General features: G+C 51.7%; 19 protein-coding genes and 1 other RNA gene. 19 read left to right on the forward strand and 1 reads right to left on the reverse strand.

All coding sequences use genetic code 11. The annotated features are described in order from the left end of the window. Window positions 1-26 precede the first annotated feature (26 nt). The 6 genes from PGX44_RS03825 to PGX44_RS03850 are packed head-to-tail and all read left to right on the forward strand — an operon-like array spanning window position 27 to window position 5,242. On the forward strand, window positions 27-1,313 hold the full coding sequence (locus PGX44_RS03825) for a hypothetical protein (RefSeq protein WP_498854325.1): 1,287 nt from the start codon (window positions 27-29) through the stop codon (window positions 1,311-1,313). Between the two features lie 25 nt (window positions 1,314-1,338). Then, window positions 1,339-1,878 carry an OmpH/Skp family outer membrane protein gene (locus PGX44_RS03830; protein WP_186501938.1) on the forward strand — a complete coding sequence of 180 codons (540 nt, stop codon included), beginning with the start codon at window positions 1,339-1,341 and terminating at the stop codon, window positions 1,876-1,878. Window positions 1,879-1,890: 12 nt separating this feature from the next. Next, window positions 1,891-2,829 (forward strand): OmpH/Skp family outer membrane protein, encoded by a 939-nt coding sequence (locus PGX44_RS03835; RefSeq protein ID WP_498854326.1) that lies wholly within the window; start codon window positions 1,891-1,893, stop codon window positions 2,827-2,829. Window positions 2,830-2,847: 18 nt separating this feature from the next. Further along, window positions 2,848-3,267 carry an OmpH/Skp family outer membrane protein gene (locus PGX44_RS03840; RefSeq protein ID WP_186501936.1) on the forward strand — a complete coding sequence of 140 codons (420 nt, stop codon included), beginning with the start codon at window positions 2,848-2,850 and terminating at the stop codon, window positions 3,265-3,267. A 14-nt stretch (window positions 3,268-3,281) separates the two neighbouring features. Then, window positions 3,282-4,310, forward strand: coding sequence for a UDP-3-O-(3-hydroxymyristoyl)glucosamine N-acyltransferase (lpxD, locus tag PGX44_RS03845; RefSeq protein WP_498854327.1), 1,029 nt, complete (start codon window positions 3,282-3,284; stop codon window positions 4,308-4,310). A 14-nt stretch (window positions 4,311-4,324) separates the two neighbouring features. Continuing rightward, window positions 4,325-5,242, forward strand: a complete 918-nt coding sequence (locus PGX44_RS03850; protein WP_289001110.1) for a lysophospholipid acyltransferase family protein — start codon at window positions 4,325-4,327, stop codon at window positions 5,240-5,242. A gap of 91 nt (window positions 5,243-5,333) precedes the next feature. Here the strand turns inward: PGX44_RS03850 and PGX44_RS03855 are convergent, their stop codons facing one another. Then, complete coding sequence (locus tag PGX44_RS03855) at window positions 5,334-6,098, reverse strand: HAD hydrolase family protein (RefSeq protein ID WP_498854328.1); 765 nt, start codon at window positions 6,096-6,098, stop codon at window positions 5,334-5,336. A gap of 140 nt (window positions 6,099-6,238) precedes the next feature. Here PGX44_RS03855 and ssrS point away from each other — a divergent pair. The 13 genes from ssrS (at window position 6,239) to PGX44_RS03920 (ending at window position 22,648) form a co-directional block, all read left to right on the forward strand. Beyond that, window positions 6,239-6,416: non-coding RNA, 6S RNA (ssrS, locus tag PGX44_RS03860), on the forward strand. Window positions 6,417-6,504: 88 nt separating this feature from the next. After that, window positions 6,505-7,827 (forward strand): replication-associated recombination protein A, encoded by a 1,323-nt coding sequence (locus PGX44_RS03865; protein WP_498854329.1) that lies wholly within the window; start codon window positions 6,505-6,507, stop codon window positions 7,825-7,827. Between the two features lie 37 nt (window positions 7,828-7,864). Continuing rightward, window positions 7,865-10,414, forward strand: coding sequence for an FtsK/SpoIIIE family DNA translocase (locus tag PGX44_RS03870; RefSeq protein ID WP_498854330.1), 2,550 nt, complete (start codon window positions 7,865-7,867; stop codon window positions 10,412-10,414). A 66-nt stretch (window positions 10,415-10,480) separates the two neighbouring features. Next, the gene (locus PGX44_RS03875) at window positions 10,481-10,867 is read left to right on the forward strand and encodes a helix-turn-helix domain-containing protein (RefSeq protein WP_498854331.1); all 387 of its coding nucleotides are present in this window, start codon (window positions 10,481-10,483) and stop codon (window positions 10,865-10,867) included. Between the two features lie 9 nt (window positions 10,868-10,876). Then, window positions 10,877-12,829 carry a YgiQ family radical SAM protein gene (locus PGX44_RS03880; protein ID WP_498854332.1) on the forward strand — a complete coding sequence of 651 codons (1,953 nt, stop codon included), beginning with the start codon at window positions 10,877-10,879 and terminating at the stop codon, window positions 12,827-12,829. A 4-nt stretch (window positions 12,830-12,833) separates the two neighbouring features. Continuing rightward, window positions 12,834-13,880 (forward strand): ABC transporter substrate-binding protein, encoded by a 1,047-nt coding sequence (locus PGX44_RS03885; protein ID WP_498854333.1) that lies wholly within the window; start codon window positions 12,834-12,836, stop codon window positions 13,878-13,880. A 5-nt stretch (window positions 13,881-13,885) separates the two neighbouring features. After that, a complete protein-coding gene (rimO, locus tag PGX44_RS03890; protein ID WP_498854334.1) occupies window positions 13,886-15,220 on the forward strand; it encodes a 30S ribosomal protein S12 methylthiotransferase RimO in 1,335 nt (444 codons plus the stop codon). 17 nt (window positions 15,221-15,237) lie between these two features. After that, window positions 15,238-16,491, forward strand: coding sequence for a competence/damage-inducible protein A (locus tag PGX44_RS03895; protein ID WP_498854335.1), 1,254 nt, complete (start codon window positions 15,238-15,240; stop codon window positions 16,489-16,491). A gap of 9 nt (window positions 16,492-16,500) precedes the next feature. Next, a complete protein-coding gene (gene recA / locus PGX44_RS03900) occupies window positions 16,501-17,571 on the forward strand; it encodes a recombinase RecA (protein WP_498854336.1) in 1,071 nt (356 codons plus the stop codon). 1 nt (window position 17,572) lies between these two features. Beyond that, a complete protein-coding gene (locus tag PGX44_RS03905) occupies window positions 17,573-18,001 on the forward strand; it encodes a regulatory protein RecX (RefSeq protein WP_498854337.1) in 429 nt (142 codons plus the stop codon). Between the two features lie 213 nt (window positions 18,002-18,214). Next, window positions 18,215-19,753, forward strand: a complete 1,539-nt coding sequence (rny, locus tag PGX44_RS03910; protein ID WP_186501924.1) for a ribonuclease Y — start codon at window positions 18,215-18,217, stop codon at window positions 19,751-19,753. A 133-nt stretch (window positions 19,754-19,886) separates the two neighbouring features. Further along, the gene (locus PGX44_RS03915; RefSeq protein WP_498854338.1) at window positions 19,887-20,900 is read left to right on the forward strand and encodes an HlyD family secretion protein; all 1,014 of its coding nucleotides are present in this window, start codon (window positions 19,887-19,889) and stop codon (window positions 20,898-20,900) included. After that, window positions 20,897-22,648, forward strand: coding sequence for an ATP-binding cassette domain-containing protein (locus tag PGX44_RS03920; protein ID WP_498854339.1), 1,752 nt, complete (start codon window positions 20,897-20,899; stop codon window positions 22,646-22,648). Before PGX44_RS03915 ends, PGX44_RS03920 begins: the two co-directional genes overlap by 4 nt.

The raw sequence follows: 22,648 nt of genomic DNA on the forward strand, positions 1-22,648 counted from the left end.
GCCGCCTGACGATAGGTGGGGAGTTCATGTTTCGTACTTGTATGTTGACGGGATTGTTTGTCTGTGCTAGTCTAAGTAGTGCCCTGGCAGCACCGGTCAGTCAGGTAACCGTGGAGCTTACGGCAACGGCAGGAACCATACCGCCGTTAGTAGAAAAACGGATTGCTGCCAGTATTCAAACCGTAGGCAATCACGTCTTTCTCCAGCAGGATGACGGTGATATCCTGCGCCGGCAAGCCGAGTACAACCGTCAGGTCTATGATATTATCGACCGCGTGCTCATCGGTTATACGGTTGAACATATCCAAATCGTGCCGGGACCGGAAACGGTCCTGCGCGTACAAATCCGTCCGTGGGGAGACACGATCCGCAGCGTGCACGTTGCCTTTGACTTTGGTTCATTGCCAGCTTTAGGCCAGCAGCTGGCAGGAAACGATCTCGCTCACGCCCAGGCCTTCATTGAAAACCTTTTGGTGGGACTGCCTGTCGATGCCCTGGATTGGGCCAATGGTACAGTACAGGCCGTCATGGAAGCAGAACTGGAAACAGAACTGCCAGAATTTTATCCGCATATCGTCATTACGCCAGGGCCGGAAGCACAAGTACAGGTCTTTTTCCTGCCGAAGCTGCCGGTCGTGCGTAATGTCAACGTCAATGTAGAAGCTGAAAATCTGCCGAAATTGATTTTTCTCAGCACACGCAAGCACATGGAAGACCGTTACGCCGGATTGGACGGTCTTCCTGTTGCATTTGTGCAGCGTCATGCTACGTCTATCCGGTCGGATCTGCAGCAAACACTGCAAGAGCAGTGGGTCATCAAGCATTATCAGCTGCGCGTGCAGCCAGAGCTGCAGGTAGGAGAAAATACGCGGATTAACTTGAAGTCAGAAACAGACTTTTATGATTTGCAGGCAGAAGTCTATATGGATATTAACCGTGACGAAAGAGGCGGTCACCGTAAGGATGATAATACGGTCCTGCGGGCCCGTGTAGGCCGTAAGCTGGGCAAGGCACATGAGCTGTACACCGATGTGGAGTTCATGCCGGGTTCACTGGAGTGGAATGTCATTCCCGGATATTTCTATCGTGCCGGCAAGAATACGCGCTTAGGGTATGATTTTGAAACGGAAGATGATAGTCATCATCTCTGGCTGCGCCAGCATTTGGGCGGACGCTGGGGCTTCCGTTACGATCGGGATTTGACACACCATGAAGATGAAGCAGGACTGACGTACCGCTTTCATGAATACGTCAGCCTGGAGTATCTCATTTCCGATCATGACACGTGGCTGCGTGTCATCGGTTACTTATAGGAACTTGTAAAGGAGTAATGTAGTTATGATGTCAGAAATGGGTAAGAAGAAAAACGTAAAGATTTTTTCCGCAGTCATTGCGGCAATCTTTGTACTGAGTGTTGCCGGTGTGGCCGTTATGCAGATGGGCAATCCTGTCAATGCCGCACCGTCCAGCAATATTGGCGTCGTCGATATGAGTAAGGTCATTCCGCCAGATAATCAGGCGATTACTGATGCCCAAAAAGAAATGCAGCAGGCTAGCCAGGATGCACAGAAGCAATTTGAAGAACAGTCGGCAAACATGACTGACGAACAGAAACAACAGCTCTTTAGTCAGATGCAGGATGAATTAGCGAAAAAACAGGAAACTATTTATAAGGGCGTAAAGGATAAAGTCGATGACGCCGTCGGCAGCGTTGCCAGTACGAAGGGCTTGAGCATTGTCATCGACAAACGGGCCGTACTCTATGGTGGCCAGGATATTACAGAACAGGTTTCTAAAAAATTAAGTGAATCCCAGCCGGCTGCATCGGGCAGTTCTTCCTCATCCAGCCAGTCCAGTGATTCTACCCAGTCCAAATAAGGATCTGATGCCATGAAGCGGAAATACGCGGCTATTGCCGGTGCCATACTGCTTGCGTTTTGCCTGGGCCTGGCCTTTTGGCTTATGCACAGCCGCACACCGGCAACGCCTGCCAAAGAAAAAGGGCCAGTCATCGCTTATGCCGATGTGGAACATATCATGATGAGCCACCCTGCGTATAGTCAATACCATCACCTGGAACTGGAATACAATGCCATGGTGGCACAATACCAGTTCGAGCAATGGAACTATTCGCATCAGGCGGCTCTCCAAGGAAAGGCGGAACGGGATTTCTCTGTGACCGACGCCTTGTCGACGGCTGCCCTGAATCAGGAACTGCAGGCCCGCGTGGCAATCAAGCAAAATGAGCTCAATGCCGGCCTGGAACAAAAGTATCAGGAACTGCTGCAGGCGAAGAAAAAAGATCAGCCTGAGCTTTCGGCAGCGGATAACCTGAAAATCGTCAATCTGCGGCTGAAGCTGGAAACGATGGCGCTGAGCAAGGAAGAACGGCAGACGACGCAGCAGGAGCTGCAAGCTCTGCTCCGCAAAGGCGGCAATAACCAGACTATCGACGAAGCAACCGTAGCCGAAGTAAAGGCCGCCATGGCGCCGGAAAAAGAAAAGGCCCAAAAAGAGCTGGAAGCGTATGCCCTTCAGGTAAAGAATGAATTGCAGGGACGCCAGCAAAAAAATCAGTCTTTGTTCCAGCAGCAGCTAGGCGAGCTGAACAAGCGTCCGGAACCGGCCGTGTGGAACAAGGAATGGAAAGATAAGCTGGAACAGAAAGAAAAGGAAATGAACGAACAGAAAGAGAAGATCTTGGCGGATATCAGAGAAAAAGCAGCCAGTGTCGCCCAGGAGCAGGGCATTGACCTGATTCTCTCCAATTATGAGGGCGTAGGGACGGCACGGGATGTGACCGACGATATTATTGTCAAGCTGGTATAAACAGGAGGCTTTTCGCGAATGAAACGATTAGGAAAACGGTTTGCTGCTGTAGTATGCATGATCCTGGCTATTGGCGCTTTGAGCGGCTGCGGCAGTGAAGATAAAGTCGGCTATGTCGATATGGCACGGGTGCAAAAAGAAGCACCTATGGTACAACAGTACCAGAAAAAGATGGAAGATAAGGATAAGGCCCTGAATGATGAACTGCAGAAAGACAAGCAATCCATGTCAGCAGAAGATTTTCAGAAAAAACAGCAGCAGGCTCAGCAGGAACGGCAGATTTATGCGGCCAGCATGCAGCAGCAGTTTCTTTCCGAAATTCAGACCAAGCTGGCTGATATAGCCAAAGATAAAAACGTAGGCATCGTCGTATATAAAGAGGTCGTACCTAGCGGTGGCATCGATGTAACAGACGATTTGATTGCAAAATTACAGTAAAGGGGCTGACCATATTGAAAAAGACCGTACAGGAGCTGGCCGTTATTTTAGGCGGAACCGTGATCGGTGATGGCACACGGGAAATCGAAGATATTAAGGGTTTGGCAGAAGCGGGCAAGACGGATATTACCTTTGCCGTCGATCCTTATACAGAGTATTTGCCACAAGTACATGCCGGCGCTGTCATCGTAGCGAACGAGGTCCCGGCTGGCGATAATACACTGGTGCTGGTAGAAAACCCGCGCCTGGCCTTTTCCCAGCTCTTAGTCCTCTTCCACCCGCGGCAGACTGTAGCCAAAGGCATTCATCCGACAGCAGTTGTCGATCCCAGTGCCAGCCTTGGCGAAGATGCCTCTGTGATGGCCTATGCAGTCATTGGCAAACATGTCAAAATAGGCAAGAATTGCACCATTTATCCCTATGTGTTCATTGGCGATAACGTGGTCATCGGCGATGATGCCGTCATTTATCCGGGCGCTGTCATTCACGAAAATTGTGAGCTTGGCAACCGCCTGGTCATTCGTGCCCATGCAGTCATTGGCGGCGAAGGCTTTGGCTTTGCTACCAATGAAGGCAAGCATACGCGTATCCCCCAGATTGGCAACGTCAAACTCGAGGATGATGTAGAAGTCGGTGCCTGCACGTGTATCGATAACGGGACCCTCGGCAGTACCCTCGTCCGCAGAGGTACGAAAATCGATAACCTCGTCCACTTGGGCCATAACGTCGAAATTGGTGAAGATTGCTTCCTCATTGCCCAGGTTGGCATTGCTGGCAGCACCAAGGCAGGAAATCACGTCGTCTTTGCCGGCCAGGTAGGCTGTACCGGTCATATTACGATCGGCGATAATGTCGTCTTTGCCGGTAAAACGGGGATTACAGGGAATGTCAAGGGCAATCAGACCTATGCCGGCTATCCGATTCAGCCGCATATGGAATGGAAACGTTCACAGATCTATTTGAAGCATTTGCCCCAAATGTCAAAACGGATTAAAGAACTGGAAAAGAAGCTTGCCGAATTAGAAGCTAAAACGGCGCAATAAGAAGAGGCTAGCCCATGTATACGTTCATGAAAGTATTGAGCTGGATTATCTGCCACGTACCGGAAGCAGTCCGGCGCGGCATGGGGACGTTTATTGGCTGGTTCTTTTGGACCTTTGTGCCGAAAAAACGAAAAAAGCTGGCCCAGCGCCAAATTATGGAATGCGGCATTACAGATGACCCTAAAAAAGCCATGGATATTGCCGAGGCCAGCAGCCGCCGTTTTGGACCTATGATCATTGAAGTCCTTTCGTACCCCTTATATACGAAAGAAAAGCTCGATGAAAAGATAACCTGGCAGGGAAAAGAATATTTGGATCAACTAAAGGAAAGTGGCGAAGGGGCCGTCTTTATGGCGTCCCACGCAGGCAACTGGGAACTTTTGGGTGCCGTTTTGGCCATGCATGGCTATCCCCTTATTTCGGTCGCCCAGGAACAAAACAGTCACAGTGCCGACGCCTTTATTAACGAGTACCGGGCCCTCATGAAGCAGCACGTTACCTATAAGACCGGTATCCGTGATATGGTCCGTTTTCTAAATGACGGCCATTATATTGGCCTGCTCATGGATCAGGATCCGGGCTATACAGGCATTATGGTACGCTGGTTTGGCCGCGACACCCTGACCGCTGATGGGCCGGCCAAAATGGCTGCGCTCAAAAACTATCCGATTATTTCCACGTTTATTCACGAAGACCGGCCGTATCATCATGTTATTGAGGTGCTGCCGCCCTTCCGCCCCTTTGCCGAAGGCGTACGGCCTACACGGGAAGAAAAGAAACAAAACGTCTATGACGTTACGCAGGCGCTGAATGACCGTTTGGAAGAGCATATACGTAAATACCCGGAGGACTGGTTCTGGTTGCATAACCGCTGGAAATGGACCAACCGGTATTTTGAAAAAGTGGCCAATCACGAAATGATTGAACGCTAAAATATACTACACTACTCAAAAAAGAACCCTGTGCCCCAAGCGTATACAGCGCTTGTTGGTACAGGGTTTTTGACAGCTGTGGCAGCGTAGGTTAAAGCCAGCCGAATTTACGGCACGCGTATAGAATACCACCCTTGTCGTTATCCTTCGTAACGAAGTCGGCCCGTTCTTTAAGCTCCGGCCGGGCATTGCCTACGGCAATGCGGAAAAAAGGCGGCACAAACATGGCCAGGTCATTCAAGCCGTCACCAAAGACGACGGCATCTTCCGGGCGGGCCTTGATGTGCGTCAGGAGACGGCGGATACCGGCGCCTTTATCTGTCGGCTCTACGAGGTACGTATTGGTAATGTAAGGCAGACGCGATAAGCCATACGTAGAAAGGGGCGGATCGCCAGGGGCAGGACGCACGTGGACCAGTTTGTAAATCCGCTGCACCCGGTCGATGTCGATGGGCTGTACGACTGTCGTAAAGAGATTGGCCTGGCCCAGGTGGCGGAATTCTTCGTAGGGCGTGTACCGGAGGAGTGTGTTGTCCGGGAAGATGGCCCAAGGCAGGTGGCGCCGTTCCAGCTCGTGCAGGAGGGCCCGGCAGTTTTCCATTGGCAGGCCTTCCATTTCGATTACCTTGCCGTCCAGGGTCAGGCTGTTGCCGCCATCACTGACCATGGAGGGGATGCCGTAGCGATGGGCTGTACGCCAGCCATCACATTGCAGACGCCCTGTGGCAATGGCAATGAAATGCCCCTCTTGCTGCAGCCGCCGCAGGCAGTATACCGTATCGGCCGGAATGACCTGGGAAATATCGAGACCCAGCGTCCGGTCTATATCAAAGAAGAAATATTTTTTATCCATCATGGTGTGTCCTTTCTTTGTGTATCTGCCCAAAATTATATACGAATTAGGCCTTAGATTCAACCGCCACAGGTATAAGGCTTTGTAATTACTTTGTCAAGACTTGATTTTTTTCTAGTATTTTATTATACTAAGTGCAAGAGAAAACCCTACTGTGTGCGTAAAATGATCTAGTGTTTTGGACCAACATCTTATACATTGGGAGTCCGGACTCTGTGTTGTTAGGCAATGCCTTCACTGGACTGTCGATCTTCATAGGAGGACACCCACCTGCTCAGGCAGGCTCAAAACTTGGTTTATAAACGGCATGGTGGGGCTTCTTTTTTCTTGTTTTTTTGATTATGAATGGAACGATTTTATTGCCGCTAAGTTATCTTGGCGGCTTTCTATTTACAATAGGAGCAAACAAATGGACGGAGATGATCTTTTCTCTCTGGCTGCCGAAGAAACGCAGCGTACTTTTGCGCCTCTTGCCGTACGTATGCGGCCGGAAACGCTGGATGAGATATATGGCCAGGAAAAGCTGATTGGGCCGGGCAGCTTTTTGCGGGCTATGATTGAACACGATACCTTACCGAGCCTGCTCTTTTATGGGCCCTCCGGTGTCGGTAAGACGACACTGGCTCACGTCATCGCCCAAGTTACGCACAGCCGCTTTGTCAAAGTGAATGCTGTAACGGCAGGCACGGCGGAACTACGCGGACTCATACAGGAAGCGCGGGAAACGCTGCAGGTATACCAAAAACGGACCATTTTATTTGTCGATGAAATTCATCGCTTTAATAAAAATCAGCAGGATGTGCTTCTGCCATATGTAGAAGACGGTACAGTGACACTCATTGGGGCGACGACGGAAAATCCTTATTTTGAAGTCAACCGCCCTTTGTTGTCACGTCTGCGCGTCATGACCTTTGAACCCTTACGGGAAGAAGCCATTATTGCCGTCTTGCGGCGGGCCCTCGGTGATAGCCGGAAGGGACTGGGCCGGCTGTCCATAGCGGCCAAGGATGAGGTATTAGGAACCATTGCCCGCGTGGCTGACTGTGATGCCCGGGCCGGACTCAATCTCTTAGAACAAATCTGCCTCATGCTGCCGCCGGGAAGTACGATGACCGCAGCAGATGTAGAAAAAGTAACCGGCCGGCGTCTCTATACGTATGATAAAAAAGGCGATGCCCACTATGATACGATTTCAGCGTTTATTAAAAGCATGCGCGGCTCTGATCCCGATGCGGCTCTTCATTATCTGGCCCTCATGATAGAGGCGGGTGAACAGCCTTCTTTTATTGCCCGGCGTCTGGTTATCTGTGCTGCAGAAGACGTAGGTCTGGCCGATCCGCAGGCCCTCGTAGTAGCCAATGCCGCTGCACAGGCCGTGCAGCTTGTCGGCTGGCCGGAAGGGAAAATTATCCTTTCTGAAGCTGTCATCTATGTAGCCTGTGCACCGAAGAGCAACAGTGCCTGTCTGGCTGTAAATGCGGCAACTGCCGATGTACGCAGGTACGGCAGTGGCAGCGGTGTGCCGGCGTGGCTGCGCGACGCACACTACCAGGGCGCAGCAGCCCTGGGCCATGGCAAGGGGTACAAGTATCCCCACGACTATCCGCACCACTGGGTAGAACAGCAGTATTTACCTGACTCCCTTAAAGAGCATCGCTATTATGAAGCAACTGATAGTGGTGCTGAGGCAGCCATGGCTGAACGCTGGAAGAAACGGTGTGGCAAAGAATAAATGACACAGAAGGTGTCGTAACAGAAGGTGAATGAGTTTGGCACAAGCGAAAGGCAAGCAAACGCAGCATACGAAATCGCGCCGTACGGCAAGTAAGCGCAAGGGCCGTACGCAGAAACAAAAGAATACAGAAACATCCCTCTTACGGTACGAAATACTGGGCATCATCCTGATTTGCAGCGGTATCTTTATGAGCGTAAGTATCGTTGGCGTAGATACGGGTAGTGCCGGCCATAGTCTGGACAATATCCTGTCGTATATTTTCGGCAGTGGCCGGATCCTCTTTACACTGGCACTGATCGGCTTAGGCCTGAAATATATTATGGTGCGCAAGGCCTGCCCGCTGACCCGTAACTGGCTGGCCAGCGCTATTCTTTATCTTTTATTCTTAGGCATGATCCATCTCGTGTTCGTGCCGGAGGGAACAGAATTTATGCCGCCTATGTTGCGTGTTGGCGGCGGGCTTATTGGCGGCTTTGTCGCTTCGGCCCTGCGTTCGTTTCTCGGTCAGTTTGGCGCTGTTTTAAGCGTGTTGGCCATGGCCGGAGTCACGTTGCTGATATGGAAAAAATGGTCTATTTCCCGGCCCGTTACGCTCGTTTCAGACAAGGCTTCGGCAGAGGTCGCTAAGGTGTCTGATAAGGCCGTAGAGGGCCTGCAGGAAGCATCACGCAAATGGCATGAACACCATCATATTTTTGACATTGAAAAAGAAGAAGAAGAAAACAGCCGGGAAGAAGAGCGCAGCGAAGCCGCAGACGCTGCAGGCGAAGCGGCAGTGCCGCCCGCACTGCCGTCAGAGCCGGAAACACCGACTCATAGCGAATATGTACCGGCGGCGCCAGGTGGTTTCCTTTCTGTAGAAGAGTACGGTCCTGACCACGAACTACTGGAACCGGAGGCTCCAGCAGAACCCCGTATGAACGATGCCGAGCCGGCCTTGCCCTGCACGCGCCCTGTTCTTTCTGCTGTGTCTGCCAAGACGGTTACGCCGCCGGCAACCGGTGAGGACCTGGCAGAAAGCCCGGCACCTGAGGCTGCCCGGGATATCCTGAAAGAAGAACTGGCCGATCTCAAGCCCGTTGAAATCGACGCCACGGCTACGGCCGTCGATGTGGCACCACAAGGCAGTCCGGCTGTAGCCGTAGCGAAAAGCGAAAACACATATCGTCTGCCTTCCCTGAGCATCTTAAAGCCGGGCAAGCCGCTGGCTGAAGGGCTGAGCGAAGAAGCCCGGGAAAATGCCGTGATTTTGCAGGAAACGTTAAAGAACTTCGGCATTGAAGCAAAAGTAACCAATGCCAGCCAGGGACCGTCAGTAACGCGCTATGAGCTGGAACCGGCAGCCGGTGTCCGCGTCAGCCGCATTGTCGGTCTGGCCGATGATATTGCCCTCAATTTGGCGGCAACGCAGGTGTTTATTGAAGCACCTATTCCGGGCAAAGCGGCAGTAGGCATTGAAGTACCCAATAAGAGCCGCACCGGCGTTAACTTACGGGACGTGCTTGAAAGCGACGCGTTCCAGCACGCTGCCAGCGGTGTACCCGTCAGCCTGGGCAAGGATATTGCCGGCAATCCGGTCATTGCCGACCTTACTAAAATGCCACACTTGCTCGTCGCCGGTACGACCGGTTCCGGGAAGAGCGTGTGTATCAACACGTTTATTGCCAGCATTCTCTTTAAACAACGGCCGGAAGATGTCAAATTGGTACTCATCGATCCGAAAGTCGTAGAACTTTCTGTTTATAATGGAATTCCCCATTTGATGACGCCTGTCGTAACGGACCCGAAAAAGGCAGCCAATGCCTTGCGCTGGGCCGTACGGGAAATGGATGACCGGTATAAACGGTTTTCCCAGGGCTTTGCCCGGGATATTAAGAGCTTTAATGAGAAATATCCTGAAGAAGCGATGCCCTATGTGGTCATCATAATCGATGAAATGGCGGACCTCATGATGGCTGCCTCAAACGATGTCGAAGATTCTATTTGCCGCCTGGCCCAAAAGGCCCGGGCCTGTGGCATGCACCTGGTCCTGGCTACGCAGCGTCCGTCTGTAGACGTCATTACAGGCCTTATCAAGGCCAATATTCCCAGCCGCATTGCCTTTCGCGTATCGAGCCAGACCGACTCCCGTACGATCCTTGATATGGGCGGTGCTGAAAAGCTCATTGGTAACGGCGACATGTTCTACTTCCCGACTGGGGCACCTAAGCCTATTCGTGTCCAGGGGGCCTTCATTTCTGATCCGGAAATCGAACGCCTGGTTACGTTTATTAAGAATCAGAATGTCAGTGAACCCCAGTACGACGAATCCATCCAGCAGACGCAGGAAAGCAGTGGCGATACGGGCGAATTTTTTGAGGATGATCTCATGCCCCAGGCCATCGATATGGTCTTAGAAACAGGCCAGGCCTCGTCGTCTATGCTGCAACGCCGTTTTCGCGTCGGCTTTACACGGGCTGCCCGCATGATCGATACGATGGAAGCCATGGGTATTGTCGGCCCTAATGAAGGCAATAAAAAGCCGCGCGAAATTATTATGTCGCCGGCAGAAGTACAGGAAAAGTTTTTCAGCAGTCAGTCGTGATACCATTTTCTACAATAATAGTATATAATAAAAACGATAGCCTGTACTTTTGAAAGGAGCGATTTTTTGTCTTCTATAGGAACCCGACTACGACAAGAAAGGGAACGGCAGGGCCGTACACTGAAAGAAGTGGCCGACGCCACCAATATTAAAGAAGCATATTTGGCAGCTGTAGAAACAGAAAAGTTTGATACGATTCCCGGCGTTGTCTTCGTCAAAGGGTTTATTCGTACGTACGCAAACTATCTTGGACTGAATGGAGAAGCGCTGGTAGAAGAATATAAAGAATCTTTTGTTTCCCGGACGCCACAGCCTGAAGTCCGTCCAGTCACGGGGAATCCCGTCCGCAAGGAACGGGGAAAAGAGCGGCGCCGCCAGGGAAAGTGGCAGGAAATAACCCTCGTAGCAGGAATTATTCTCTTTTTGCTGCTTATTATCTGGTTACTTTTATAGAGGTACATTATGAGAGAAAAATTTTTGGTTACCAGCCGTCGTGATATGGAAGAACGCGGCTGGGACCAGTTGGATTTTGTATATATTAACGGCGATGCTTACGTCGATCATCCAGGCTTTGCCGCAGCCGTAATCGGCCGTGTGCTCGAAGCCAGGGGGTATCGCGTGGGCATCATTTCCCAGCCGGACTGGCACAGTGCCGAACCGTTTAAGGCCTTGGGACGGCCTCGTTTGGCTGCCCTGATTACAGCCGGTAATTTGGATTCCATGCTGAGCGAAAAGACCGCTGCCAAGAAAATCCGCAATACGGACAGCTATTCACCAGGCGGCATAGCCGGTAAACGGCCGGAGCGGGCTACTATCGTTTATGCCAACCGCATGCGGGAAGCCTACAAGGATGTTCCTATTATTATCGGCGGTATTGAAGCCAGCCTGCGCCGCTTTGCCCATTACGATTATTGGTCAGATAAAGTGCGTCATTCTATTCTCCTAGACAGCAAGGCAGACCTGCTCAGCTATGGCATGGGGGAACACTCAGTAGTCGAAATTGCCGATGCCCTCGCCGAAGGGAAGAGCGTGGCTGAAATGTACAATATCCGTGGCATCTGCTACGTAACGAGTCACCCTCCTGTGACGGATAAGACCGTCGTCTGTCCGTCTTATGAAGAAGTAAAGGCAGATAAACTGGTCTTTGCCCAGGCGTTTAAACAACAGTATGAAGAACAGGATCCCTTTTACGGAAAAACCTTAATCCAGCAGTCGGAAAACCGCTATGTCGTACAGACGCCGCCGGCACTGCCCTTGACCACAGAAGAAATGGATGCCATTTATGAACTGCCTTTTCAGCGTCGCTGGCATCCTGATTACGATGCTGCCGGCGGTGTACCGGCCTTGCATGAAGTACAGTTCAGCCTGACCAGCCACCGGGGCTGCTTTGGTCATTGTCACTTCTGCGCCATTACCAGCCATCAGGGGCCTATTGTGCAAAACCGTAGCCACGAATCCCTTATCCGCGAAGCGCAGCGCATGATTCGCCTGCCGGACTTTAAAGGCTATATTCACGATGTAGGCGGACCGACGGCTAATTTCCGTCATCCATCGTGCCAAAAACAGCTTACAGCCGGCGTCTGCCGGAACCGCCACTGTGTGGGCAGCGAAATGTGCCCTAATCTGGATACGTCTCACGCTGACTATTTGGACCTGCTGCGGGAAATACGCAAGCTCCCAGGCGTCAAGAAAGTGTTCGTCCGCTCGGGCTTGCGCTATGACTATGTCCTGGCAGACCACAATCATAAATTCGTAGAAGAACTGTGCCGGTATCATGTAAGCGGCCAGTTAAAGGTAGCTCCGGAGCATGTCGTCAAACACGTAACGGATCTCATGGGGAAAGCCGACGTTCAGGCCTTTTTGACGTTTAAAAAATGGTTTGACGAAGCCAATGAGAAAATTGGGAAAAAACAGTATCTCGTTCCCTATTTCATGTCCAGTCATCCGGGCTGTACCCTGAAGGATGCCGTAGCATTGGCTGAATTTTTGCGGGATATGCATATGCAGCCCGAACAGGTACAGGATTTTATTCCTACGCCGGGCAGTCTCTCTACGGCTATGTATTACACGGGCATTAATCCCTTGACGGGAGAAAAGGTTTACGTTGCCCGCCGGCCCGAAGATAAGCAAATGCAGCGGGCCCTCATGCAATATAAGAACCCGGCTAATTACGATATTGTTCACAAGGCGTTGTGCCTGTGCGGTCGCCGTGATCTGATTGGCTACGGCCCGAAGTGCCTCATTCCGCCGCGCCGTCCCGGTAAACGGTCAGAACAGGGGAGCCGGGGCAGGCAGCCTGCCGCAGCTACGGCTAAAACCCGCCCGGGCCGCCGCGCTGCAGGTGTGACGGGGAATCATGATATACGGCGTGGACAAGGCAAGAAAGCCCGGACGAACCATTCTGCATTCAGGTGATGTTATGAAAAAAAATATACCATTACTGGCAGTCATTTGTTTCGTCTTGGCTGTCTTGTGGTTTAGTAATGTCCTGTTAGAACAGCAACAGGAACAAAAAGCAGAAGAAGCATACCGCTCGGAGCAGCATCTCGTCGTCTATTCGGACATGCCTGCTGATGTAAATAATGCCTTAGCACGGGCTTTTTATGGCGATACGGGCATGCGCGTACAGATTGAAACCCGGACGGATGAACAGTTGCAGACACTTGTGGCCGACGCAGCTTCGGTACACGGACCGGATTTGATCATTGCGTCGGAACCGATTTTAAAGAATCTGCAGCAGGCGGCCTTACTGCAACCGTATACATCTGTTACGACGGGGACTGTACCGGCTTCGTTTAAAGACGCCAACGGTTATTGGACGGGTCTTTGGTACAACCCCATGGTCTTCGTCGTCAGCCGTGACTATTACCAGCGCCGCGGCGACCAATTGGAAACGTGGGATGATCTCCTGACAGATCCTAACCTGGTTCTGGCTTTTCCCGATTTGGCTGCAACGGATTTAGCCGGTGTTTTTCTCTGTTCCTACGTAGAAATGTCCGGGACAGAGGCGTCGAGCCGGTACTTTAAAGCACTGCAGACCCATGTTGCTTCTTACGCTAAGTCCATGACGCCCATTGTTCGCCGTGTAGCTGCAGGAGAAGCCGATGTAGGTGTTGCTGATGCAGCGACAGCACGGCAGTATCTGAACGATAAAGCACCGATTATCGTGCTCTATCCGGAAAATGGCACGTCGTATTGGCTCTATGGCAGCGGTATTACCAAATGGTGCAGCGACAAAAACCTGTCCTATCTCTTTACGGACTGGCTCTTGTCGCGCAGTGTCTTAGGTGTATTACATGAACAACATCTCTTCCTGACTTCCGCCAGCGATGTGCTGCCGAAGGAATTGGATGGACGCAATATGTATCCGGTCCTCTTCCCGGTACGCAAGCTGTATACCGATCAAGGGCGCAGGAACATTCAGGATTGGTGGATTAAAACTATTCGCTTTGGAAAGGAACCATAATCTGCATGGAAAAAATTGGTTTTATCAGCTTAGGCTGTTCTAAAAATCTGATTGATACGGAAGTAATGCTGGGGATTCTCAAGGATCACCATATGGAAATTACGGAAGACCTGGATGAATCGGATATTATCATCGTCAACACGTGTACGTTCATCGAACAGGCTAAGCAGGAATCGATTGATACGATTTTACAGGCTGCCCGCTATAAGACGGAAGGCCGCTGCAAGATCCTCATCGTTACGGGTTGTCTGAGCCAGCAGTATAAGGAAGACCTGCTCAAGGAAATGCCGGAAATCGATGCCCTTCTTGGCACGGGCTCATGGGACCGGATTCTCGAAGCAATCGACTCGGTCAAAAAAGGCAAGCGGGCCTGCTTCATGGACAACGTAAGCCATTTGTATGATGCCCATACGAGCCGTCAGCGCACGACGCCGGGGTATACAGCGTATGTAAAAATTGCCGAAGGCTGTAACAATGGCTGTACCTTCTGCATTATTCCCCACGTACGGGGCAAGCTGTACAGCCGTCCCGTAGATTCTGTCGTCGAAGAAGTAAAGCAATTGGCCGCTGATGGCGTTAAGGAAATTAACCTTATCGCCCAGGACACGACGAGCTATGGCGTTGACCTGGCCGGCCACTCCCTGCTGCCGGAATTGTTGCGCCAGCTGGTCAAAATTGAAGGCATCCGCTGGATTCGTCTTTTCTATTTGTATCCGCATTATTTCACAGATGAACTGTTGGACCTCATCGTTTCAGAAGACAAAATCTGTCCCTACGTCGATCTGCCACTGCAGCACATTTCCCAGACCGTGCTGGAACGCATGAACCGCCGTGACTCGAAAGAAGATGTCCTGCGCCTGGTAGATAAGCTCTGTGCCCATGGCCGCAAGCTGACACTGCGTTCGACCTTTATTGTCGGTTTCCCCGGTGAAACGGAAAAAGAATTCCAGGAACTCTGCGACTTCGTAGAAAAGACGGAATTTGATGACGTCGGCGTCTTTACGTACAGCCAGGAAGACGGAACGCCGGCAGCACGCATGGCGGATCAGATTCCACAAGAAGTTAAAGAAGAACGCTATCACCAGCTCATGGCCATCCAGGCCAAGGTATCGGAACACCGCAATCAGGAACTGGAAGGTTCCCTGCATACGCTGCTGGTGGAACGGATCGAAGAAGAAAATGGCCAGCGCCAGGCCGTAGGCCGCATCGAAATTCAGGCGCCGGAAGTAGATGGCCTGACCTATCTGGAAGATGCGGCAGACGTACAGCCCGGCGATATGGTTACCGTCCGCATTGCCCAGGGCTTTGCCTACGATCTGGTGGCTGAACTGGCCGAGTAATAATTGGGGGGACGTGTATGTTAGTAGAACTGGTAACGACTGGTTCCGAGCTTCTTCTGGGAGAAATCGTCAATGTGAACTCCCAGTATCTTTCACAGGAATTAAACCGTTTAGGCTATTCCGTCGTCTATCATACGACCGTCGGCGATAATCCGCAGCGGATGGAACAGGTTCTGCGTACGGCTCTCAGCCGTGCCGATATCGTAATTACGACAGGGGGACTCGGACCGACGCAAGGCGATATGACGAAGATCATCGGGGCCAAAATTATGGACGCCCCCTTGGAATATCATGCAGAAATAGAAGCGGCTATTAAAGATTGGGTAGAAGGTCATCACAGCAACCGCCGGATGACGGATAACCAGAAACGCCAGGCTATGATTCCCGCCGGTGCTGCCATTTTTACAAACGGTGCCGGTACGGCACCGGGCGTAGCTATCCATAAGGAGGACAAACTCCTCGTCCACCTGCCAGGACCACCGGCCGAAATGCGCTGGATGTATGAAAACCGCTTGAAACCATACCTGCTTCAGACCTTTGGTTCCCAGGGCTATATTAAATCGCGCTATATCAAGATTTGTGATTTGGGTGAAGCCTTTATTGAAGAAACCCTCATGGATCTTATCAAGGGCCAGTCCAATCCGACGATTGCCATGTATGCCCGGCCCGGATTCGTAGAAGTACGCCTCACGGCAAAAGCCGCAAACGAAGCAGAAGCGACGGCCTTGCTGGAACCGCTGACAGAAGAACTGCAACGGCGCCTGCAGCGCGCCGCCGTGACGATCGACCAGGAACCGCTGGCCGCTGCCTTAGGCCGGATTTTGAAAGCCCATAAGCTGACGCTGAGTGCGGCTGAATCTTGTACAGGTGGTCTCGTCGGTTCCCTGATTACGGATATAGCCGGCAGTTCTGCGTATTTTCTCGGTTCTGCCGGAACGTATTGCAATGAAATGAAAGAGAAAATCCTTGGCGTTTCTGCGAAAACCCTGGCAGCTTACACGGAAGTAAGCCCTCAGACGGCCGGGGAAATGGCTGAGGGGAGCTGCCGCCTCTATGGTGCCGATATTGCGATCAGCACGACCGGTATAGCTGGTCCGTCCGGCGGTACAGCCGATAAGCCTGTAGGTCTCGTCTATACAGGGATTGCCGGCCCGTGGGGAACCGTAACGCACCGCGATGTCTATCCCGGAGACCGCAGTGAAGTGAAAGAACGCGCAGCTACGCGTGCTATATATTATGCCGTTCAATATCTTTTAGAATATATAAAATAGGAGTGAAATATGGAAGCTAAACAAACTGCACTAGAAAATGCAATGCGCAAGATTGAAAAGGATTTTGGCAAAGGCGCCATCATGCGTTTAGGCGACGTAGCCGACAAGATGAACATTGAAGTCATTTCTTCTGGCTCCCTCGCTGTCGACCTTGCTGTTGGTGTAGGCGGCTATCCCCGCGGCCGGGTTATCGAAATCTATGGTCCTGAATCTTCCGGTAAGACGACACTGGCCCTGCACGCCATTGCGTCGGCCCAGAAGAGCGGCGGTATTGCAGCCTTCATCGATGCCGAACATGCCCTCGATCCGGTTTACGCCCGCCATTTGGGCGTCGATACGGCGAACCTTCTCGTATCTCAGCCGGATAATGGCGAACAGGCCCTGGAAATTACAGAAGAACTCGTCCGTAGTGGCGCTGTCGATATTATCGTCGTCGACTCTGTAGCTGCACTGGTGCCGAAAGCGGAAATCGAAGGCGAAATGGGCGATTCTCACGTAGGCCTGCAGGCACGCCTTATGAGCCAGGCTCTGCGTAAGCTCACAGGCATTATTTCCAAATCGAAAGCGATCGTCATTTTTATCAACCAGCTGCGTGAAAAGGTCGGCGTCATGTTTGGCAACCCCGAAACGACAACCGGTGGCCGGGCTCTTAAATTCTATGCGTCTATCCGTATAGAAATCCGCAAGGGCGAAGCCATTAAGCAGGGCGGCGACGTCATTGGCAACCGGGCCCGCGTCAAGGTGGTCAAGAATAAGGTAGCACCGCCGTTCCGCAATTGCGAATTCGATATCATGTATGGCACAGGCATTTCCCGTGAAGGTACGATCCTCGATCTGGGGTCGTCTATGGATATTATCGAAAAGAGCGGTACGTGGTATTCCTATAAGGGCGAACGTCTCGGTCAGGGCAAGGAAAACGTAAAACTCTTCCTGAAAGAACGGCCGGAAATTGCCGACGAAATTGAGAAAATCATTCGCGACACACTGGCTGCCGAACCGGAAAAGTTTGAAGAAGTATCGGAAGAAGTGCAGATGCATGACGTGGAAGATGATACAGACCTGACAGGAGAAGAAGAGTAAGATGGAGTATCAGGAAGCGTATGCAAAAGCCTTGCGATTGCTGAATACACGCTTTCTTAGCGCTGGCGAGCTGACCCGGAAATTACGGCAGCGCGGGGCTGATGATACTGTCATTGAAGCCGTGTTGGAGACGCTGCGGCAAGAACGTTTTATTGACGACGAACGTCTGGCCGTAGCCGTGTATGAATATTACGCCAGAAAACGGCAATATGGTCACCGCTATATTGTGACGCGCCTGCAGCGTCGTCACCTGCCTGTGCCGGAACGGGAAGAAGTAGAGCCTTTTGACGAAGAAACAGTAGCCGCGGAGCTGGTAGAACGCCGCTTTGATACGGCGGCGGATCCGCGTAAGGTGGCCCGCTTTTTACAAAACCGCGGCTTCTCTCCCTTCGTTATCAGCAGCATCCTTTCGGAACGCCGTTGGGACTGATCCTTTAAGATTATACGCACCTTGACAGGCAGGCGTGTATATCTTGACATGAGAAGTAAAAAAATTTACAATTATAAGAGCCGGTTTAGATACTGGTTACCTATTTTGCGTAATTGCAGGTTTTTTGAAAATGATGTAAATGAAATAATTACACATATAAAAAGCCGGACGCGTGTTCGGCTTTTTATTGTGAAGAGGAGGTGAGAGAAGGTTATGTTATTAGCTACTATTGCAGCAGCAGTTGCTTGTGGCATTATCGGCGTAGGAACGGGCTACTTCTATCGGATGAAAATTGCTGAAGGAAAGATTGGCAAGGCAGAAGTAGAAGCGGAACGGATCATTACGACGGCGCGGCAAAATGCAGAATCGCGCAAGAAAGAACTCGTTCTGGAAGGCAAGGAAGAAATTCATAAAATGCGGGCTGACGCAGAACGGGATCACAAAGAACGGAGAAATGAACTCCAGCGGATGGAACGCCGTCTCTTGCAAAAGGAAGAGCACTTGGACAAGAAATCCGATTCTATGGAAAAACGCGATGAAGCGTTGCAGCACAAAGAAGAGGAAATTGCTAAAACGCAAGAGAAAATTGATTCGTTGTACAGCCGTCAGATGGAAGAATTGGAACGTATTTCCGGTCTTACCTATGATGATGCGAAAGAACTGCTCCTGAACAACGTCAAGACAGAAGTCAAGCATGAAACGGCGATGCTCATTAAAAATCTGGAAGAGGAAGCCAAGGAAGAAGCAGAAGGAAAAGCACGGGAAATCATTTCTACGGCAATTCAGCGTTGTGCTGCCGACCATGTGGCGGAAACGACCGTTTCTGTCGTATCCCTGCCGAACGACGAAATGAAAGGCCGTATCATCGGGCGTGAAGGCCGCAATATACGGGCGATTGAAACGCTGACGGGCGTCGATCTGATTATCGACGACACACCGGAAGCTGTTATTTTGTCCTGTTTTGATCCTATCCGTCGTGAAATTGCCCGTATTGCTTTGGAAAAACTGATTGCCGATGGCCGTATTCATCCGGCACGGATTGAAGAAATGGTCGAAAAGGCCCGGAAAGAGGTCAATCAGAAAATCCGTGAAGCCGGGGAACAGGCAACGTATGAAGCCGGTGTTCATGGTCTCCATCCGGAACTGATCAAAATCCTGGGCCGCCTGCGGTACCGCACCAGCTATGGCCAGAACGTACTGCGCCATTCTGTAGAAGTATCCCAGCTGGCAGGAATCATGGCTGCCGAATTAGGTGTCGATGATAATCTGGCCAAGCGTGCCGGCCTGATCCACGATATCGGCAAGGCCTTGGATCACGAAATGGAAGGTACCCATGTTTCTATTGGTGTAGAAGTAGCCAAGAAGTATGGCGAATCGAAACCGATCATCAACTGTATTGCATCTCATCATGGTGATGAAGAACCAAAGAGTGTAGAAGCTGTTCTCGTAGCAGCGGCAGATGCTGTTTCGGCAGCACGGCCAGGTGCAAGACGGGAAACGCTGGAAAACTATTTGAAGCGTCTGACAAAACTCGAAGAAATCGCAAAATCGTTCGACGGTGTCGAAGATTGCTTTGCTATACAGGCGGGCCGTGAAATTCGTGTCATGGTTAAACCTGAAAAACTGGATGAATCTGACTGCGTCCTGCTGGTTCACGACATTGTAAAACGCATTGAAGCTGAACTGGAATATCCCGGTCAGATCAAGGTCGTTGTCATTCGTGAAACGCGGATGATTGATTATGCAAAATAAGATGAAATACAACCCCTGTCGTTGCGGCAGGGGTTTTTTAGCAACTGTTCGCATACCTTTTCTTTATAAGTCATTTCACATTGTGGTATGATATAGGTAAGAAGTACGTGTGGAATAACAGGAGGGATAGCCTATGAAACGGAATAAAAAAGGAATGGCAATCCTGCTGGTGCTGCTTTTGGCCTGTGCCGCGTATTTTGCCTATACGCAATACGAAGCAGCGGCAGCCAGACGGGCAGCGACCCAGCTTACTTTATCAGGCAATGTGGATGTGCGTGAAGTATCCCTGGCCTTCAGGGAAAGCGATCGTATTGACAGTGTTCTCGTCGACGAAGGCGACACGGTGAAGGCCGGACAGGTCGTGGCAACCTTAGACAGTAAGGAGTTGCAGCTGGGAATTCAGAAATTGAAGTCCCAGATCGCTGCCCAGCAGAGCGCTGTAGATAAGCTGCTCAATGGCAACCGGCCTGAAGATATCCGTCAGGCCCAGGCCAACTATGATGCGGCAGTGTCGGCTGCTAAAAATGCAGCCGGCATCTATAACCGGACCAAACAAATTTATGAAGATATTCAAGGTGTGAGCCGCCAGGAGCTGGATACGGCACAACACGATGCGGCTGCCAAAGCAGCGACGGCAGAAGCGGCTAAACAAGCGTGGGAACTGGCTCAAAACGGTGCGCGCCATGAAGATATTGCGGCCGCTCAGGCTAATTTAAAGGCCCTCCAAGACGAACTGGCCCAGGAAGAGTATGTCCTCAGCCAATACGTACTCACTGCACCGGCAGACGGCGTCATCCGCAGCCGCCTCCTGGAGCCGGGGGATATGGCCTCGCCATCGGCTCCGGTCTTTAAACTATCAATTCTAAATAAGAAATGGGTCCGTGTATATGTAAAAGAAACGGATCTGGGCAAGATTCACGAAGGACAGGCAGCCCGGGTCTATATCGACAGCCAGCCCGATACGCCTATTGCCGGTCAGATCGGTTATATTGCGGACACAGCAGAATTTACGCCGAAAACCGTACAAACAGATGAACTGCGCACGGCACTGGTCTATGAAGTGCGGGTCTATGTAGACGATCCGCAAAACGTCCTGCGCCTGGGTATGCCGGCAACGGTTACGATTGATCTGGAGGGAGCAAAATGAGTACAGCCGTTATTGAAGCGGCAGGCATAAGCAAAATCTTTTACCCGAAAAAGCTGCCTCCCGTAGCGGCCCTGCAGGACGTGAACCTGACCGCCCGGACAGGCCAGCTGACGGCACTTATCGGCCCTGATGGGGCCGGCAAAACGACCTTTATGCGCCTCTTGTGCGGCCTCATGAAGGCCGATGCAGGGACCCTTCACGTCGTCGGCCTGGACGTGGCCGAAAGGCCTCAGGCTGTACAGGATGAACTCAGCTATATGCCGCAAAAATTTGGCCTTTACGAAGACCTTACGGTACAGGAAAATCTGGATCTCTATGCCGATCTCCACGGCATTACGGCAGCACAGCGGCAGGAGCGGTTTGCCCGGCTCCTGGAAATGACCGGATTGACTCCCTTTACAGGCCGTCTGGCAGGTAAGCTTTCCGGCGGGATGAAACAAAAATTGGGACTCGCCTGTACTCTCGTCCGTTCGCCCAAGCTGCTTTTGCTCGACGAACCGACGGCCGGTGTTGATCCCCTGTCGCGGCGGGAGCTGTGGGAAATTTTGCAGCGTCTGGTGCAGGAAGAACACCTGTCTGTGCTCGTCAGTACGGCCTATATGGAAGAAGCCAGCCTGTGCCAGGACGTATATGTCTTGAACCGCGGGCGCATTTTGGCAGCTGGCACGCCGGAGCACCTCTGTCGTCTTGCAGCGGGGCGCTGCTTTAGCGTTCTTTCACCGGCGAGCTTTTCCTTGCGCATTTTGCAAAGTGAACTGTTGCGCGATCCCTGCGTGACCGATGCCGTACCAGTAGGCGGGCGCGTGCGGGTTATTACGACGACGCCGGCAGCCGTACCGGACATACTGAAAGAGCATGGCTGGAAAAAAGAACCTGTAGCGCCGCGCCTGGAAGATGCGTTTATGATTCTCTTACATCAGGACGCAGCACAGGAACGGCAGGCTGTGCCAGAGCTTGCCCGGACGGATGGCCTCATTGTCGATCCGTTGACCCAGCCGGTCGATATAGAAGCCCGCGATCTCGTCCGCACCTTTGGCGATTTTGTCGCCGTCCGCCATACGTCCTTCCAGGTCCATCGCGGTGAAGTGTTCGGCCTTTTGGGACCTAATGGCGCCGGTAAGACGACGACCTTCCGCATGCTCTGCGGACTCTTGCCGGCTACCTCGGGCTATCTCAGCGTAGCCGGAGTGAACCTGCGCAAGGCCCGTACGCAGGCGCGGGCAAATATCGGCTATGTGGCACAAAAATTTTCACTTTACGGCAGCCTGACCGTCTATGAGAACCTGCGTTTTTTTGGCGGTATTTATGGCCTTACACGGCGGCAACTGGAGCGGCGCATCACAGCCGTCATGGAAGAGTTTCAGCTGACCGAGAAGGCCGATTACGTAGCCGAACGACTGCCTGGCGGATATAAACAGCGCCTTTCCATGGCAGCGGCCTTGCTGCATGAACCGAAAATCCTTTTCCTTGATGAACCGACGAGCGGCATCGACCCGCTGGCCCGGCGTCAGTTCTGGCAGCAGATTACACGATTGTCTGCCCAGGGAACGACGATTATCATTACGACGCATTTTATGGATGAAGCAGAATACTGCGACCGCATTATGATTCAGGATAAGGGGGCCCTTCTGGTTTTGGGCAGACCTGATGAAATCAGGGAAAAGCTGCGCCTGCCCGGCGCCGATATGAATGCCGTCTTTATTGCAATTGTGGAACAGGCCCGGCAGAAAGAAAACGAGGGGATGTAA

The organism is Caecibacter sp. AF58-12pH5A (assembly GCF_027681725.1).
Classification (GTDB): domain Bacteria; phylum Bacillota; class Negativicutes; order Veillonellales; family Megasphaeraceae; genus Megasphaera; species Megasphaera hominis.

Bases quoted from the DNA above. Each gene is read 5' to 3' on its own strand.
- PGX44_RS03825 (WP_498854325.1), top strand. From the start codon at position 27: ATGTTTCGTACTTGTATGTTGACGGGATTGTTTGTCTGTGCTAGTCTA.
- PGX44_RS03830 (WP_186501938.1), top strand. From the start codon at position 1,339: ATGATGTCAGAAATGGGTAAGAAGAAAAACGTAAAGATTTTTTCCGCA.
- PGX44_RS03835 (WP_498854326.1), top strand. From the start codon at position 1,891: ATGAAGCGGAAATACGCGGCTATTGCCGGTGCCATACTGCTTGCGTTT.
- PGX44_RS03840 (WP_186501936.1), top strand. From the start codon at position 2,848: ATGAAACGATTAGGAAAACGGTTTGCTGCTGTAGTATGCATGATCCTG.
- PGX44_RS03850 (WP_289001110.1), top strand. From the start codon at position 4,325: ATGTATACGTTCATGAAAGTATTGAGCTGGATTATCTGCCACGTACCG.
- PGX44_RS03855 (WP_498854328.1), bottom strand. From the start codon at position 6,098: ATGATGGATAAAAAATATTTCTTCTTTGATATAGACCGGACGCTGGGT.
- PGX44_RS03865 (WP_498854329.1), top strand. From the start codon at position 6,505: ATGGACGGAGATGATCTTTTCTCTCTGGCTGCCGAAGAAACGCAGCGT.
- PGX44_RS03880 (WP_498854332.1), top strand. From the start codon at position 10,877: ATGAGAGAAAAATTTTTGGTTACCAGCCGTCGTGATATGGAAGAACGC.
- PGX44_RS03885 (WP_498854333.1), top strand. From the start codon at position 12,834: ATGAAAAAAAATATACCATTACTGGCAGTCATTTGTTTCGTCTTGGCT.
- rimO (WP_498854334.1), top strand. From the start codon at position 13,886: ATGGAAAAAATTGGTTTTATCAGCTTAGGCTGTTCTAAAAATCTGATT.
- PGX44_RS03895 (WP_498854335.1), top strand. From the start codon at position 15,238: ATGTTAGTAGAACTGGTAACGACTGGTTCCGAGCTTCTTCTGGGAGAA.
- recA (WP_498854336.1), top strand. From the start codon at position 16,501: ATGGAAGCTAAACAAACTGCACTAGAAAATGCAATGCGCAAGATTGAA.
- PGX44_RS03905 (WP_498854337.1), top strand. From the start codon at position 17,573: ATGGAGTATCAGGAAGCGTATGCAAAAGCCTTGCGATTGCTGAATACA.
- rny (WP_186501924.1), top strand. From the start codon at position 18,215: ATGTTATTAGCTACTATTGCAGCAGCAGTTGCTTGTGGCATTATCGGC.
- PGX44_RS03915 (WP_498854338.1), top strand. From the start codon at position 19,887: ATGAAACGGAATAAAAAAGGAATGGCAATCCTGCTGGTGCTGCTTTTG.
- PGX44_RS03920 (WP_498854339.1), top strand. From the start codon at position 20,897: ATGAGTACAGCCGTTATTGAAGCGGCAGGCATAAGCAAAATCTTTTAC.